We start from the raw sequence: 15,364 nt of genomic DNA, 5'->3' as shown, positions 1-15,364 counted from the left end.
ACACTAAAAAATCGATGTTCAATCTAGTATCACATATTCTGATGAATACTAATGAACAAGTTGTTACCAAATATTGCTTAAGAGGTTCACCTTTATTTTGGTGAGACATTTTGTCTTGCTTTGCTACTTGCAACATAAATGCATTGATTGCTTCACTTATTTTTTTATCTGTAGTCAGCAATGTGCTTGACGAGCCATGGATAAACATACCGGCCATATATTGATACCGCTTCTATGTTTTTATTTTTCATATCGGTTTTCTGGAGCTCGATATGCGCGACTCCTGATGGAAGGTGCACCAGGTATCGAGGCAATGGCGAAGGTAGGCAGAGCAGATGCATTGCGTTGGGATCTTTGCTTGACTGGAGACGTCAACAGCAAGTGAGGTGATAGCGTTTTTTGGATGTGCTCATTCTGCAGTCAGATCACCGCCAGCTGATCCACGGTGACCAAGACGTTGAGGATGCTGGTGGGGACGAAGGTCGAGATGAAGCGCTTCGAGTTGCCGAGAGTACCTTGCTGGTTGCCCGCAGATCTTTGGACAAGTTGCAGCCGATACGTGCGAATGGCGGAGTGCGTTGCGCCGGCGGCAGGCCCAGAATAACTGGGGCAACGGCCCGGCTGGCGGGATGATTTTGTCGCTGCAGTGCAACTTGTCGCAACAAAGGATGCAAGAGGAATGCTTTTGCGCACAATTGACCAGTGGTACTGGCCTGTTGCCTTGTTGCAGACAGAACCAACATCAGCGACAAAGATCATATAAAACATTAACTTGGATTTAAGATTTTCGCTTTCGAAGACGCTTATGTCGTTTCATCATTACTATTTATGGATCAGTTATAAAACCTTTGTTCATTTGACTACTTTTCGCGTTTCTCATTGCAGAGTAAGATGCCACTTCAATAAAAATAAGAATTAGGAGTTCGGGTGTGAAGGCATTAGTAAAAGAAAGGGTATCGCCCTATATAAGCCAGTTATATGAGTGCGGTATTAATGATTCTGACATTAAGTTGGTGGTGGATCAGTTCCGCTCCGACGTGTCGGGCAGCTCGTCGCTGTTCTTGTTGCGCGATGATGACAAGAGTGACGGCATCAAGCTCTTCGCGAGCGGCTTGACTGAGGCCCAGCAGCAGTTCTACGTCCAGCACCATCGCCAAGATGTGTGGTTCAATCACTATCTGGACAAGGGCTGCCAAGGGATCGTCAGCGCCAACACGCTGTCCAACTCGGCGGGTCTGCTGGCCAGCTTCGGCGCCCAGTTCGCGGCCGGTGGTGTCTGCCGGGTGAAGGGGCGGGGACTTAGCAGCCTGTGTACCTACCGGGCGGCCACCCAGGATGATTTCAGCGCCCAGGAAATATCTTCCCTTGGCGAAGTTTATTCTGGCCTCGCGGCCTGGAGCCAACATTATTGGAACCTGCTGGCCCTGGAAACCCAGAACTATCAGCTGCAACAGCTGGTAAAAAACCACAATAAACCCAGCGCCATCGTGGATGACAAAGGGCATATTCATTATTCCAACGTGGCCTTCAATCGTATTGCCGACGAGAACGTGGAGTTGCGGGCAGGCAATGGTATTTTCTCGCTGCAAAATAAGGAGCAGCAACGCCAGTTCAAAGAGATATTGAATGGCTTTGCCTATCTGCTGCCCGGTGCCAGCGCTTATATGTCCATTCCCCGTCAGCCCAATCTGCGGCCGTTGCTGATCCAGTGCACCCTGATGAGCGGTCTTAACCGCTTCGAGCGGTATGTGGAAGTGGTGCTGCGGGATCCCGAACACTCCTTCAACCCCGACATCGAAGCGCTGGCCAGTCTCTATCCGCTTACCATCGGTGAGAAAGAGTTGCTGGTGCTGATGAGCAAGGGCTACAGCAGCAACGACATCGCCGAGCTGCGCGGCGTCAAGGTGGAAACCGTGCGCTCGACCCTGAAGGGGGTCTTCAAGAAGACCGATTGCCACAGCCAGAACGAGCTCTTGCTGTTGCTGCAATCCATCTCCTGATCCATGCAAGCTATGCTTGGAGTGAGCCGGACATAGTGCCCGGCTCGCGCCTCCCGGCCGGGAGGCAGGTTGGGGGAATGCACGATGGAATCACTCAAAGCAAAGGATTACATGCAGACTCGGCCCATCACCTTCAGCGCGGAGATGATGGTGCAGGCGGCGGTGGAAAAATTTCTCAACAGCCGTCAGCTTGGCGGCCCCGTGGTGGATGGGCGGGGTCATCTGATTGGCTGGGTCTCCGAGCAGGACTGCATCGCCGTCATGTTGAAAGAAGCCTACCACTGCGAACAGGTGGCCCAGGTCAGGGACGTGATGCGCAAGGAGGTGTTGGCCGTCGGCCCTGATACCAGCATCCTGGAGCTGGCCGAGATGATGATGGGGCAAAAACCCAAGATCTACCCGGTGGTGGAAGAGGGACATCTGCTCGGGGTCATCAGTCGCCACGACGTGATGCAGGCCATCCACGCCCAGCTGGGAGCCTGCTTCGTGCGCAAGGCGCGGGCCTGAGCCCGCTTGATGGGGCACTGTTGTCATCCAAAGAGCAGGCATCTGGCCTGCTCTTTCTTATGGTGATGGTGAGTCCGTCATGAAGAACTGGCTACCCGGATAACGTCTCTTTCATCACCCTCGCGGCCGCTTTAAGGCTTGCACCCTCCGGTCTCGCTCTTTAGGATCTCTCCCAGCTATCGATATGGCCCTCTTGCCGGGCACTCTTTTAAGGAATTCGTACCTTGTCTCTCTCTATCGAGGCGCTGCGCCGCCGTCTCTCTGCCTGCATGAATCTCGACGCCCGCCGTCTCTCCAGCCGTCTGCACGGAGCCAAGAAGCTGCCCGATGGCAAACAGGTGGCCGTGCTTGAGACCATCGCCGCCGATCTGGATGCGGCACAGGCGCGTTATCAGTCCCGTCTGGCGGGCGTACCCAAGGTCACCTATCCTGACAACCTGCCGGTCAGCCAGAAGCAGGCGGAGATCGCCAAAGCCATTGAAGAGCATCAAGTGGTGATCATCGCCGGTGAAACCGGCTCGGGCAAAACCACCCAGATCCCCAAGATCTGTCTGGCGCTCGGGCGCGGGGTGAAGGGCTTTATCGGCCACACCCAGCCGCGTCGTCTGGCGGCCCGTACCGTGGCGGCCCGTATTGCCGAGGAGATGGAGTCCGAACTCGGCCACTACGTGGGCTACAAGGTGCGCTTTACCGATCAGGTGAGTGAGCAGACTCACATCAAGCTGATGACCGACGGTATTCTGCTGGCGGAGATCCAGAACGACCGGATGCTTACCCAGTACGACACCATCATCATCGATGAGGCCCACGAGCGCAGCCTCAACATCGATTTCATCCTAGGTTACTTGAAGCAGCTGCTGCCAAAGCGCCCCGATCTCAAGGTGATCATCACCTCCGCCACCATAGACCCGCAGCGTTTCTCCCGCCATTTCAACAAGGCGCCGGTGATCGAGGTTTCCGGTCGCACTTACCCGGTGGAGGTGCGCTACCGTCCGCTCACCAGTGATAAAAGTGAAGGGCTGGAGGAGCGCGACGAGCTGCAGGGGATCTTCGATGCAGTGGAAGAGCTGGCCCGCGAGGGGCTGGGGGACATCCTCATCTTCATGAACGGCGAGCGGGAGATCCGCGATACCGCCGATGCCCTGCGCAAGCTCAACCTGCGCGACACCGAGGTGCTGCCGCTCTACGCCCGCCTCTCCAACGCAGAGCAGAACAAGGTGTTCCAGCAACACGCCGGGCGGCGCATCGTGCTCGCCACCAACGTGGCGGAAACCTCGTTGACGGTGCCGGGCATTCGCTACGTCATCGATCCGGGCACCGCCCGCATCAGTCGCTACTCCTGGCGCACCAAGGTGCAGCGCCTGCCCATCGAGCCGGTCTCCCAGGCCAGCGCCAACCAGCGTAAGGGTCGCTGCGGCCGGGTGGCGGACGGCATCTGTATCCGCCTCTACTCGGAAGAGGATTTCAACGGCCGTCCGGCCTTTACCGATCCGGAGATCCTGCGCACCAACCTGGCCTCCGTCATCTTGCAGATGCTGGCGCTCGGCCTTGGCAACATGGAGGCCTTCCCCTTCGTCGAGCCGCCAGAGTCGCGCCATATCAAGGATGGCCTGACCCTATTGAAAGAGCTGGAAGCGGTGCGCGAGCTGCCCGCCACCGGCGATCGCGAAGCGAAACTGCAGCTGACCGAGACCGGTCGCCAGCTCTCGCGCATTCCCCTTGATCCGCGTCTGGCGAAGATGGTGATCAGTGCGGCGCAGACCGGCTGTCTGAGCGAGGTGATGGTGATCACCGCGGCCCTCAGCATTCAGGATCCCCGCGAACGGCCCATGGAGAAGAAGCAGGCCGCCGACGAGCAGCACCGGCGCTTTGAGGACAAGGATTCCGACTTCCTCGCCTTCGTTAACCTCTGGAACTATCTGAAAGAGCAGCAGGATGCCCTGGGCAGCAACCCGTTCCGCCGCATGTGCCAGAAGGAGTTTCTCTCCTACCTGCGGGTGCGCGAGTGGCAGGACATTCACTTACAGCTGCGTCAGACCGTCAAAGAGCTTGGTTTTAAAGCCAACCATGAACCGGCGGATTTCAAGACGGTGCACTGCGCGCTGCTGACCGGCCTCTTGAGCCACATCGGCAACAAGGATCTGGAAAAGCCCGAATTCCTTGGCGCCCGTAATGGCCGCTTCCACCTGTTCCCGGCCTCGGGTCTGTTCAAGAAGCCGCCCAAGTGGGTGATGGCCGCCGAGCTGGTGGAGACCTCGCGCCTCTATGCTCGCATCAACGCCAAGATTGAACCCGAGTGGGTGGAGCCGCTGGCAGGCCACCTCATCAAGCTGCATCACAGCGACCCCCACTGGTCGAAGAAAAACGGCGCCGTGATGGCCAAGGAGAAGGTGACCCTTTATGGTCTGACCCTGGTCAACGAGCGCACCATCAACTTCAGCCGTATCGACCCGGCGCTGTGCCGTGAGCTGTTTATCCGCCGCGCCCTGGTGGAGGGGGATTTCGAGACCCGTCACCGCTTCTTCAGTGACAACCGCAAGCTCTTGGCCGAGGTGGAGGCGCTGGAGCACAAGTCCCGTCGGCGCGACATTCTGGTGGATGACGAGGATCTGTTCCGCTTCTACGATGCCCGTTTGCCAGAGGAGGTGATCTCCGCCCGCCATTTCGACAAGTGGTGGAAAGAGGCGCAAAAGCAGGACGCCGAGCTGCTCAACTTCGAGAAAGAGATGTTGATGAAGGGGGATGCGGCCCACATCAGCGATCTTGACTACCCCAACTTCTGGCAGCAGGGGCGCCTCAAGCTCAAGTTGACCTACCAGTTCGAGCCGGGGGAGGCGGCGGATGGCGTGACCCTGCATATTCCGTTGCCGCTCCTGAACCAGGTGGAGGTGAAGGGGTTCGAGTGGTTGATCCCGGGGCTGCGCCACGAGCTGTTGGTGGCCCTCATCAAGTCGATGCCAAAGCCGATGCGCAAGAATTTCGTGCCTGCACCCAACTATGCCGATGCACTGCTTGCCAGCATCAACCCCGAGCAAGGGCCGCTGCTGGACGAGATGGAGCGCCAGCTGCGCCGCATGACCGGCGTGACCGTGCCCCGTGAATCCTGGGACTGGAATGCAGTGCCCGATCACCTGAAGCTCACCTTCCGGGTGGTGGACGACAAACACAAGAAGGTAGCGGAAGGGAAAGACCTGGAGGCCTTGAAAGAGTCGCTGCGCGGCAAGGTGCAGGAAACCCTGTCACAAGTGGCGGACGATGATATCGAGCAGTCCGGTCTCACCCTGTGGAGCTTTGGCGAGCTGCCGCAAGAGTACAGTCAGAAGCGGGGCGGGTTTGAGGTGAAAGCCTATCCGGTGTTGGTAGACGAGAAGGATTCGGTCGCCATCCAGCTGGTGGAGAGCCCGGTGGTGCAGCAGCAGCTGATGTGGGCCGGACAGCGCCGGCTGGTACTGCTCAACGTGCCATCGCCCATCAAGTACCTGCAGGAGAAGTTGCCCAACAAGGCCAAGCTGGGGCTCTATTTCAACCCGTTTGGCAAGGTGGCCGAGCTTATCGATGACTGCATCGCCTGCGGCTGTGACAAGCTGATTGAGCAGCACGGCGGCATGGCGTGGGACGAGGCCGGTTTCGAGGCGCTCAAGGAGTATGTTCGCGCCGAGCTCAACGATGCGGTGGTGGAGGTGGCCAAGCAGGTGGAAGCCGTGCTGACCCTGTCCCATGAGATCAAGAAACGGCTCAAGGGCAAGATGCAGCTCGACACCGCCTTTGCCATGTCGGATATCCAGCAGCAGCTCGGCAACCTCATCCACAAGGGCTTTGTCACCGAGACCGGCTGGCAGCGGCTGCCTGACTTGCTGCGCTACCTGCGGGCCATCGAGCGGCGCCTGGAGAAGCTCGCCATCGATCCCAACCGGGATCGGGTCTACATGCTCAAGGTGCACAGTGTGGAGTCGGAGTACAAGGCGCTGCTGGCCAAGATCCCCAAATTCCAGCTTATTCCCACCGAGGTGGCCAATATTCGCTGGATGATTGAAGAGCTGCGGGTATCGTTTTTTGCCCAGAATCTGGGAACTCCCTATCCGGTGTCGGATAAACGGGTGCTGAACGCTATCGCTCAGTGCTAATCTGCTGTAAAGGAGAGGGGCCGGTGCCGTGTTGCCGGCCGGTTGGACGCTGACGGAGGAGCAAGGATGCTTGGAATCTGGTTAGGGATGGCGATGGTCAACATCAGTGGCTATCAACCCATTGCCGAGCAAACCTGGGTGCAACTGAACCCGGAATACTACCCGCTGCAACGCACTCCGCCCGCCATGTTCGTGGCCTGGCGGGGCAATCAATTTCCCACCCTGGAACTCAAGAAGAAGAAGGGGCGCTGGCAGGTGCTGTTTCCGGCCAGGCTGGTGCCCCCATTCGATCTGTTCGAAGGGGAGGCCGAGCTCTCCAAGGCCTATCTGGCCAGGTTAAGGCGCATTGACGAGGCGGCCTACGGGCTGGCACCCGTTGCGGTTCCCCCTTACCAGCACCATGCGCAGCAAGAGGTGGCCACCCTTGGTGTGCCCTTCATGGCCGAGTTTGCCGCGCCGCAGCGACCAGGTCAGCCCCGTAGCAATAGTACAGAGGATGCCGAGCCCCTGCTGGCCGTTCTGAATCTGCGAGCAGCGGACTGGCAAGCGCCTGCGACGCTGCTTGCTCAAGCTAGTGAGGCGCAGGATCCCGCGCTGGTGTCACTGGCGAGCGAGCCGACCGGCAGTACCCTCACGCTGGCGGCGCCAGCGGCGGGCGGCAAACGGGTATGTCATCAGGTCGCGGCGGGGGAGACGCTCTGGCGCATCGCTGCCATGTTGGCCCAGAGCCGAACCGTGACGGGGGCGGCGGGAGATACCTACAGCTATCTGCTGGCCATCGTCGATGACAATCGGGCGCTGATGGGCAACGGCATTCGGGTGAAGGCCGGAGACACCCTGTATTGTCCGGCGCCACAGACTCTGGCCCGCTTCGATGCCCTGAGCCCGGCCCAGCGGCAGCAGCGCTTTGCCCGGTTGGAGCAGGGGCGTTAAGGTCTCTTGTCACTGTTCGGGGCCCGTGATAGTATGCGCCCTCGTTTTGCGAGGTGCTGACCGGTCGCAGTCAACACCATACATTCATCTATATGAGATAAACATTATGTCTTTCGTATTCCAAGCTGAAGTCCGTTCTGACCTGGGGAAAGGTGCGAGCCGCCGCCTGCGTCATGCTGACCAAGTTCCTGCCATCGTTTATGGTGCAGGCAAAGAAGCCCAATCCATCACCGTTGACCACAAGAAATTCATCCTGGCCCAAGAAAAGCCGGAATTCTACGAGTCTGTACTGACTCTGGTTATCAACGGCGAAGAAGTTAACGTGAAAGTGAAGGCTATCCAGCGTCACCCGGTACGTTACAAGCTGGTTCACCTGGACTTCGTTCGCGTCTAATCGACAACGAACGTTCCAGTAAAGAGGCCACCCAATTGGGTGGCCTCTTTGTTTTTACAGCATTTTTCCCCGATAAAAATAAAATACTCAAATAGCACTGTTAGTCTTTACTTGTAGGCATGATTGACAGCAACACACCAACTGTGATGCTCTGGCATCTACAAAGTATTCGAACAAGTCTAAATACGGGGTAATGTTGACCGTGATGAAGGGAATCATACGGGGATATTTCCTGCTGTTCACACCCATTCTGGTACTGGTTTTGGTGGGTGGGTATCTGCTGGGTGACGCACTGATCGAGCGTGAGCTCTACCGTGTACGCAGCGATGAGAGCACCTTCCTGTCGCTCGCCAGCGGTCGTCTCGACGACGAACTGGCGGTGCCGCTGCGCCATGTGCGCAGCATGTCTGAAGAACCCATCCTGCTCGAGGCGGCGGGTCGCAACGAGCGTGACAACATTGCCGCCCAGTTTACCGTGTTGATGAACCGCAATCCTGACTATGCCCAGGTGCGTTGGCTGGCGCCCGATGGCATGGAGTTGGTGCGCTTCAATCGTCAGGGCCAGCATCTGCAGCGCGTGCCTGATGACCAGCTGCAAAACAAAAAGGATCGTTACTATTTCCGCGATGCCATGGCGCTGCCCTGGGAGCGGATCTACGTCTCGCCGCTCGATCTCAACGTCGAGCAGGGGGTGATCGATCGCCCCTTCAATCCCATGATCCGTATTGCCAAGCGCCTGCGCCTGGGGGATCGCGATCTGGGTTTGCTGCTCATCAATGTGCAGGCCGGCCGTATGCTCAAGGTATTCGCCAACAGCAGTGGCAGGGCCGCCGATCACACCATGCTGCTCAATCAGGATGGCTATTGGCTGCGCAGCCCGGATCCGGCACAAGAGTGGGGCTTCATGCTCGAGCGTCCGGACCTCACCTTGAAGCAGTTTTCTCCCCAGGCCTGGCAGGCATTCCTGGGTGCTTCGAGCGGCCAGGTTGAGCTCGCCGACGGTCTGTGGAGCTGGACCACGCTGTACCCGGCACTGAATCACGATCAGCTGGCCTGGAAAGCTGCCTCCATGGTGCCACGCAGCGAGCTGCAGGCCATTCGCACTCACATCTGGGGGAGCATCTCGGCCACTTGTGCCATCTTGCTGTTGCTGTTCGGCGCCGCAGTAGCCTCGCTGGTGCTCAGCCGGCATCGGGAGCAGCTGGCGCAGCAGGAGGCGGCCAGGCTGGCGCGGGTCAAAGGGGATTTCATCGCCAACATGAGCCACGAGATCCGTACCCCCATGAACGCTATCATGGGGCTGGCCTACCTGCTCGAACAGGGGGGGCTCGACGATGGCCAGCGTGCCCTGGTACGCAAGATCCATCAGGCCGGGCAGGCTCTGCTCGGGATCATCAACGACATCCTCGATTTCTCCAAGATTGAATCGGGCCGGCTCGAGCTCGAGCAGGTGCCATTCAGCCTGGAAGAGGTGCTCGATCATGTGGCGGCCATCATGTCCACCTGCGTTGGCAACAAGCACCTCGAGCTGGTGGTGAGCAGCGCCCCCGAACAGGCCGCCCACCTGGTCGGGGACGCCCTGCGCCTCGAGCAGGTATTGCTCAACTTGACCGGCAACGCCATCAAGTTCACCGAGCGCGGGGAGGTGGAAGTCAAGGTTGAGCTGGAAGCCGAGCAAGACGGCATGGCCACTTTGCTGTTTCGGGTGCGTGACACCGGGATCGGCATTCCGCCCGAGCAGCAGGCCAACATCTTCAATGCCTTCTCCCAGGCCGACTCCTCCACCAGCCGCCGTTTTGGGGGAACCGGGCTTGGCCTGACCATCAGTCGCCGTCTGGTGAACCTGATGGGGGGCGACATCGGCGTCACCAGCGAACTGGGCAAGGGGAGCGAGTTCTGGTTCCGTGTCCGGCTGGAGCAGGTAGAGCGGCCCGAGGCTTTCCACGAGCGGTTGCAGCACGTCTCGCTGCTTATCGCCGACGATAACCAGGTGACCCGCGACACCCTGTCGATGACGGTGGGCTCCCTCGGCTGGCAGTCACGGGTGGTGGAGTCGGGCGAGCAGGCCTTGCACCATCTGCTGCGGCAGGGGGAGCGTTTCGACGTGATCCTGCTCGACTGGATCATGCCGGGTATGGACGGTCTCGAGACCTGCGTGGCCATTCGCCAAGCCTTCGAGCAGCAGGATCGCTCGCCCATCATCATCATGGCAACGGCCTATTCCCAGGAAGAGTTGATGCGCCGCCCCGGCTCGGAGCAGGTGGATCTGGTGCTGCACAAGCCGGTCACCGGCTCCAGCCTCTACAACGCGGTGGCACGCCTCATCCATGAGAAACGCGAGCATGTGGATCTGCTGGAGAGCGGCCAGCGCCGTCTGCGCCTGCCTGGCGTTCAGATACTGCTGGTCGATGACAGCGACATCAACCTGGAGGTGGCAACCCGCCTGCTGCAGCGGGAGGGGGCCGAGGTGCTCACCGCCATCGACGGGGAGCGGGCCCTGGCCTGTCTTGCCGACTCGGCGCAGCGTATCGATCTGGTGCTCATGGACGTGCAGATGCCGGTGATGGATGGCTACGAGGCGACCCGTCGCCTGCGTCAGCTGCCGGGGCACAAGGAGACGCCCGTGCTGGCACTCACCGCCGGGGTGTTCAAGGACCAACGCGAGGCGGCGCTGGCCTGCGGCATGAACGATTTCATCGCCAAGCCGCTGGACGTGGAGCAGCTCATCGCGACCCTGTTGCGTTACCTGCCTGATAGCGTGGTGCCGCTCACGATCAACGACGTGCCACCTGCCGTGGAGCCGGTGGCCGGCATTGACATCGATACCGGGCTTCGCAACTGGGGCGAGGCCTCCGTCTATCTCAAATACCTGCGCCGATTCCGCGATGACTACATGACGGTCGGTACCGTGCTGCCGGACTACATCGCCCAGCACGAGACTGATGCGGCCGCGAGCCTGACACACAAGCTCAAGGGGGTGGCGGGCAGTCTGTCGCTCACCGATGTGGCGCGCATCAGTGCAGAATTGAATGAGGCCATCGAGCAGGGGGGAGACACCAGTCAGCTGATGGCTCCGTTCCTTGAGGCGCTGGAACGGGCGCAGCAGGCCATCGACCTCTATGCCGGGCGCGAGCCGGGGGCCGTCAGCTCCCCGTTGGCGCAGGGTGAAGCGCAGGAGGTGTGCCTACACGCCCTGCGTGAGGCCCTTATGAGCGAGGATCTGGAACTGATTGAGCCGGCGTTGGGCCAGGCCAAGAGTTACTTGCCTGCTGAGCTGGTGAGCGAGATCAGTGCGGCCCTGGAGCTGTTCGACATCCAGCTCGCGACCTGCAAGCTGGAGGGGTATCTGGACAATCGGGAGGCACCTGGATCATGAATCGACCGCGCGTGTTGATCATCGACGACGAGCCGAGCAACCTCGGGCTGTTGCGGCAAATCCTCAAGGAGGAGTACAGCCTCTTTTTTGCCAAGGGCGGCGAAGAGGGGTTGGCCGCCGTGGCGCGCCACGAACCGGCCCTGATCCTGCTTGACGTGCGCATGCCTGACATGGACGGCTACGAGGTGTGCCGCAGGCTCAAGGCCGATCCGGCCCATGCCGGGATCCCGGTGCTGTTCATCACGGCGAGCGACAACCCGGACAGTGAGAGCCAGGGGTTCGAAGCGGGCGGGGTGGATTACATTTACAAGCCGGTCTGCCCAAGCACGGTGCGCGCCCGGGTGCGTACCCACCTCTCGCTGGTGCGTCTCGATCAGCTCGAACGCAGCTACCGCACCGCCATCGTGATGCTGAGCGAGGCGGGCCACTACAACGACACCGACACCGGGGTACATATCTGGCGTATGGCTGCCTACGCCAGAGCCCTGGCCGATGCGGCAGGCTGGAGTGCGGATCAGTCCGAGTTGCTGGAGCTGGCGGCCCCCATGCACGACATGGGCAAGATTGGGATCCCCGATCACATCCTCAAGAAGCCCGGTCCTCTCACCGAAGAGGAGTGGGCCATCATGCGCACTCATCCGCGCATCGGTTACGAAATCTTGAAGCGCTCAGACGGGCTCATCTTCCGCATGGCGGCGGAGATTGCCCTGCATCACCACGAAAAGTGGGATGGCTCGGGTTACCCCGCAGGAGAGACGGGCGAAGGGATCCCCGAGGCGTCGCGGATAGTGGCCATCGCCGATGTGTTTGATGCCCTGAGCGTGCGTCGCCCTTACAAGGAGCCCTGGCCGTTGGAGCAGGTGCTGGCGACGATGCGTGACGGTGCCGGCCAGCACTTTGATCCCCGGCTGCTCGCCTGTTTTCTCGAGATCATGCCGGAGATCTTGCGCCTCAAGGCCCAGTGGGACACCCGCGAGGAGCGGGGGATCACCAGATAGGTTGTGTCAGGTAGGGATTGCTTGCCTGCTCGCGGCCGAACGTCGAGCTGGGACCGTGGCCGGGGATGAAGACGATGTCATCGCCAAGGGGCAGCAGGGTCTCGGTGATCGACTTGATCAGCGTCCCGTGATCGCCACGGGGAAAGTCGGTCCGACCTATGCTGCCGGCAAACAGCACGTCGCCCACCCAGGCAAGCCGCTCGGTTTGAGAGAGCAGCACCACATGGCCCGGGGTGTGGCCAGGACAGAAGTACACCTCCAGCTCGCATTGACCCACCTTTACCTTGTCACCTTGCTCAAGCCAGTGATCCGGCGTGAACGCGGAGGTATGGGCGAAGCCGAACATCTGGCTCTGCTGGGGCAGCATGTCGAGCCAGAACGCATCTTCTTTGTGGGGGCCGGTGATGGCCACCCCGGTTTTCTCTCGCAACTCGGCAGCGGCACCCACGTGATCCAGATGACCGTGAGTCAGCAGGATATGGGTCAGGGTCAGCCCGCGTTTGGCGATGGCGGTCAGCAGCTTGTCTGCTTCGCCGCCCGGATCGATGAGGGCGGCCTGATGGGTCTCGTCACACCAGATGAGGGAGCAGTTCTGGGCAAACTGGGTGACTGGGATCACCTCGAATTTCAACATATGGGGTCCTCTTGATGGGCCGCTGATTCAGGCGTGCTGCTTGGCAAAGAAGTCGAGGCAAGCCTGCTTGTCACCCTGGAAGAGGATGCGCTCGCGCTTGTTGCCAAGCTGGTAGAGATACATGGGGTCGTAGTAGCGGGTCAACAGCAGGGTGATCCAGGCCAGGTGCAGCGAGGTATCACCGCTGCTGGCCTGCTCGGTGAGCGCACTCTGCATCAGGGCGTCCAGCTCGCGGTGGGCCTGATCGCCAAGCCGGCGTTTGAGTCTGGCCAGTGCATCGGTGAGGTAGGCGGCAAACAGCGGCCAGCCCTCTTCGGCGCCAAACATCGCCTGATAGCGCAGCCAGAGATCGTGCACATAGTCCTGGCGGATCTGTTCGGCGCGCTCTTCTTGCGGCACCTCGACCACCACCAGCGGCGCCTGGCTCATGGCATCGAACAGTGGATTGGGCAGGCAGCAGCGGCCGATGAGACGGCTCTCGTCTTCCACCACGAACGCTTGCTCGCCCTGATGGCGACGCTTGAGCAGCTCGATGGCCAGGTTGTTTTCAAAGTTGATGTTGCTGGGCTGGCCGCCGGGTAGCTGGCCAAACGACGACCCCCTGTGATGGGCATGGCCTTCCAGATCCAGCGCCTGGGCCACCTCGGCCAGCATGTGGGTCTTGCCGGAGCCGGTCATGCCGGTCAGCACGGTCCATTGGCACTCTGCCGCCGCCCCATCGAGCGTGTCGATGAGGAAGCGGCGCAGATCCTTGTAGCCGCCAGCGATCCGCGGGCGGGTCACCCCAGCTTCATGCAGCCACTGCTGCACCGTTTGCGAGCGCAGGCCGCCGCGAAAGCAGTAGAGCACGGCATCCGGCTGCCGGCGCAGCTGGGCCAGCCAGCCCTCGAGGCGTTCGGTCCGCACCGTGCCACCGACCAGTTGATGGCCCAGTGCAATGGCGGCCGCCTGCCCCTGCTGCTTGAAGCAGGTACCGACCTGGGCCCGCTCATCATCCGTCATCAATGGCAGATTGGTCGAGCAGGGGAAGGCCCCCTCCTTGAACTCGATGGGAGCGCGCAGGTCGATGAGCGGAACGTCATCCAGAAAAATCCGGGCGTAATCCGTGGCCAGTGGCAGTGCACTCATTGGACAACCTCGATGAACTGGTTGCCGGTGCGGGCCTGCAGCTGGCCGATGGGGGAGAGGGTCAGCCCTGCCTGTGCGGCAATGGCGAGGAGCTCGGCTTCACTTTCTTTACCGACGGCTACCAGCAGGCCGCCGCTGGTCTGCGGGTCGCACAGGATGTTGCGGGTACGGTCATCCATGGCGTCCAGCTTGTCGCCATAGGAGTCGAAGTTGCGCAGGGTACCGCCCGGTACGCAGCCCTCACTCAGGTAGTAATCCACCTCATCCAGCAGCGGCAGCGCCTTGAAGTCCAGACGGGCACTGACGCCGGAACCTTCGCACATCTCCAGCAGATGGCCAGCCAAACCAAAGCCGGTCACGTCGGTCATGGCATGCACACCGGGCAGTTCGGCAAAGCGCTGGCCAATCTTGTTGAGGGTGCACATGGCGTTGGGGGCCAGTTGCTCGTGCTCGGGTTTGAGCTTGCCCTTCTTCTGGGCGGTGGTGAGGATACCGATGCCGAGAGGTTTGGTCAGATAGAGGGTGTCGCCCACCTTGGCGGTGTCGTTCTGCTTGATGGCATTGAGCGGCACGATACCGTTCACCGCGAGGCCGAAGATGGGCTCGGGGGCATCGATGCTGTGGCCGCCGGCCAGAGAAATACCCGCTTCGTGACACACCTGACGGCCGCCGTCGATTACCTGCTGGGCCACTTCCGGCGCCAGGGTGTTGATGGGCCAGCCGAGGATGGCGATGGCGACGATGGGTTTGCCGCCCATGGCGTAGATGTCGCTGATGGCGTTGGTGGCGGCGATGCGGCCGAAGGTGAAGGGATCATCGACGATGGGCATGAAGAAGTCGGTGGTGGAGACGATACCCTGACCGTTGCCGATATCGACCACGGCCGCGTCATCCTTGCTGCTGTTGCCAACCACCAGCGTCGGGTCGTCAAAGCCCGGGATCTGGCTCTTGAGAATGGTGTCGAGCACCTTGGGAGAGATTTTGCAGCCGCAGCCAGCGCCGTGGCTGTATTGGGTCAGACGAATGGAAGACATACTTTCCCCTTGTGTGTGCAAACTTGTGTGTACAAATAAGTGCAGCGGCTTTGTGGAGCCGTCAAATGTGCGCGTATGCGCGCGAAATTCGGGTGGCCTTGGCTGGCTTTGAGCGCAGCGATGTCAGGCAGCCGTGCAAGGCAGTCTGGCAGGACGGGGGAGGAGAGGCGACAGATGCGCCGGCGCAGCCCCGCCAAGGGCCACAGGACGGGCCATTATGCCACAAATGGCCGCTC

General features: G+C 60.4%; 11 protein-coding genes. 7 read left to right on the top strand and 4 right to left on the bottom strand.

Translation table 11 applies throughout. The features are described from left to right. Positions 1-420 precede the first annotated feature (420 nt). Positions 421-759, bottom strand: a complete 339-nt coding sequence (locus OKC29_RS02690) for a hypothetical protein (protein WP_123785020.1) — start codon at positions 757-759, stop codon at positions 421-423. Between the two features lie 170 nt (positions 760-929). Here OKC29_RS02690 and OKC29_RS02685 point away from each other — a divergent pair, with 170 nt between their 5' ends. The 7 genes from OKC29_RS02685 to OKC29_RS02655 all read left to right on the top strand — a co-directional run bounded on the left by OKC29_RS02685 (position 930) and on the right by OKC29_RS02655 (position 12,332). Beyond that, positions 930-2,000: a helix-turn-helix transcriptional regulator gene (locus OKC29_RS02685; protein WP_011706072.1), complete on the top strand. Its 1,071-nt coding sequence runs from the start codon at positions 930-932 to the stop codon at positions 1,998-2,000. Between the two features lie 84 nt (positions 2,001-2,084). Continuing rightward, positions 2,085-2,507: a CBS domain-containing protein gene (locus OKC29_RS02680; protein ID WP_017408387.1), complete on the top strand. Its 423-nt coding sequence runs from the start codon at positions 2,085-2,087 to the stop codon at positions 2,505-2,507. 224 nt (positions 2,508-2,731) lie between these two features. Beyond that, on the top strand, positions 2,732-6,631 hold the full coding sequence (hrpA, locus tag OKC29_RS02675) for an ATP-dependent RNA helicase HrpA (RefSeq protein WP_073350344.1): 3,900 nt from the start codon (positions 2,732-2,734) through the stop codon (positions 6,629-6,631). Between the two features lie 66 nt (positions 6,632-6,697). Next, the gene (locus OKC29_RS02670) at positions 6,698-7,564 is read left to right on the top strand and encodes a hypothetical protein (RefSeq protein WP_073350342.1); all 867 of its coding nucleotides are present in this window, start codon (positions 6,698-6,700) and stop codon (positions 7,562-7,564) included. Positions 7,565-7,670: 106 nt separating this feature from the next. Further along, the gene (gene rplY, locus OKC29_RS02665; RefSeq protein WP_024945378.1) at positions 7,671-7,958 is read left to right on the top strand and encodes a 50S ribosomal protein L25; all 288 of its coding nucleotides are present in this window, start codon (positions 7,671-7,673) and stop codon (positions 7,956-7,958) included. Between the two features lie 205 nt (positions 7,959-8,163). Continuing rightward, on the top strand, positions 8,164-11,334 hold the full coding sequence (locus tag OKC29_RS02660) for a hybrid sensor histidine kinase/response regulator (RefSeq protein ID WP_162275688.1): 3,171 nt from the start codon (positions 8,164-8,166) through the stop codon (positions 11,332-11,334). Beyond that, complete coding sequence (locus tag OKC29_RS02655; protein WP_011706078.1) at positions 11,331-12,332, top strand: response regulator; 1,002 nt, start codon at positions 11,331-11,333, stop codon at positions 12,330-12,332. The genes OKC29_RS02660 and OKC29_RS02655 overlap by 4 nt, the downstream gene beginning before the upstream one ends. On the opposite strand, the gene OKC29_RS02650 is transcribed toward OKC29_RS02655, so the two are convergent. The 3 genes from OKC29_RS02650 to selD are packed head-to-tail and all read right to left on the bottom strand — an operon-like array spanning position 12,322 to position 15,128. Then, positions 12,322-12,966: an MBL fold metallo-hydrolase gene (locus OKC29_RS02650; RefSeq protein WP_073350338.1), complete on the bottom strand. Its 645-nt coding sequence runs from the start codon at positions 12,964-12,966 to the stop codon at positions 12,322-12,324. The genes OKC29_RS02655 and OKC29_RS02650 overlap by 11 nt on opposite strands. Positions 12,967-12,993: 27 nt before the next feature. Further along, positions 12,994-14,094, bottom strand: coding sequence for a tRNA 2-selenouridine(34) synthase MnmH (gene mnmH / locus OKC29_RS02645; RefSeq protein ID WP_073350336.1), 1,101 nt, complete (start codon positions 14,092-14,094; stop codon positions 12,994-12,996). Then, positions 14,091-15,128, bottom strand: a complete 1,038-nt coding sequence (gene selD, locus OKC29_RS02640; protein ID WP_073350334.1) for a selenide, water dikinase SelD — start codon at positions 15,126-15,128, stop codon at positions 14,091-14,093. The genes mnmH and selD overlap by 4 nt, the downstream gene beginning before the upstream one ends. Positions 15,129-15,364 lie beyond the last annotated feature (236 nt).

Origin of the sequence: Aeromonas sp. QDB34, from assembly GCF_027705405.1 — a bacterium.
GTDB classification, from domain to species: Bacteria; Pseudomonadota; Gammaproteobacteria; order Enterobacterales; family Aeromonadaceae; genus Aeromonas; species Aeromonas hydrophila.
The sequence above is the reverse complement of the archived record's forward strand: the minus strand, read 5'-3'. Positions and strand labels throughout refer to the sequence as shown.

Bases quoted from the DNA above. Each gene is read 5' to 3' on its own strand.
- OKC29_RS02690 (WP_123785020.1), bottom strand. From the start codon at position 759: ATGATCTTTGTCGCTGATGTTGGTTCTGTCTGCAACAAGGCAACAGGC.
- OKC29_RS02680 (WP_017408387.1), top strand. From the start codon at position 2,085: ATGGAATCACTCAAAGCAAAGGATTACATGCAGACTCGGCCCATCACC.
- OKC29_RS02670 (WP_073350342.1), top strand. From the start codon at position 6,698: ATGCTTGGAATCTGGTTAGGGATGGCGATGGTCAACATCAGTGGCTAT.
- rplY (WP_024945378.1), top strand. From the start codon at position 7,671: ATGTCTTTCGTATTCCAAGCTGAAGTCCGTTCTGACCTGGGGAAAGGT.
- OKC29_RS02660 (WP_162275688.1), top strand. From the start codon at position 8,164: ATGAAGGGAATCATACGGGGATATTTCCTGCTGTTCACACCCATTCTG.
- OKC29_RS02655 (WP_011706078.1), top strand. From the start codon at position 11,331: ATGAATCGACCGCGCGTGTTGATCATCGACGACGAGCCGAGCAACCTC.
- OKC29_RS02650 (WP_073350338.1), bottom strand. From the start codon at position 12,966: ATGTTGAAATTCGAGGTGATCCCAGTCACCCAGTTTGCCCAGAACTGC.
- mnmH (WP_073350336.1), bottom strand. From the start codon at position 14,094: ATGAGTGCACTGCCACTGGCCACGGATTACGCCCGGATTTTTCTGGAT.
- selD (WP_073350334.1), bottom strand. From the start codon at position 15,128: ATGTCTTCCATTCGTCTGACCCAATACAGCCACGGCGCTGGCTGCGGC.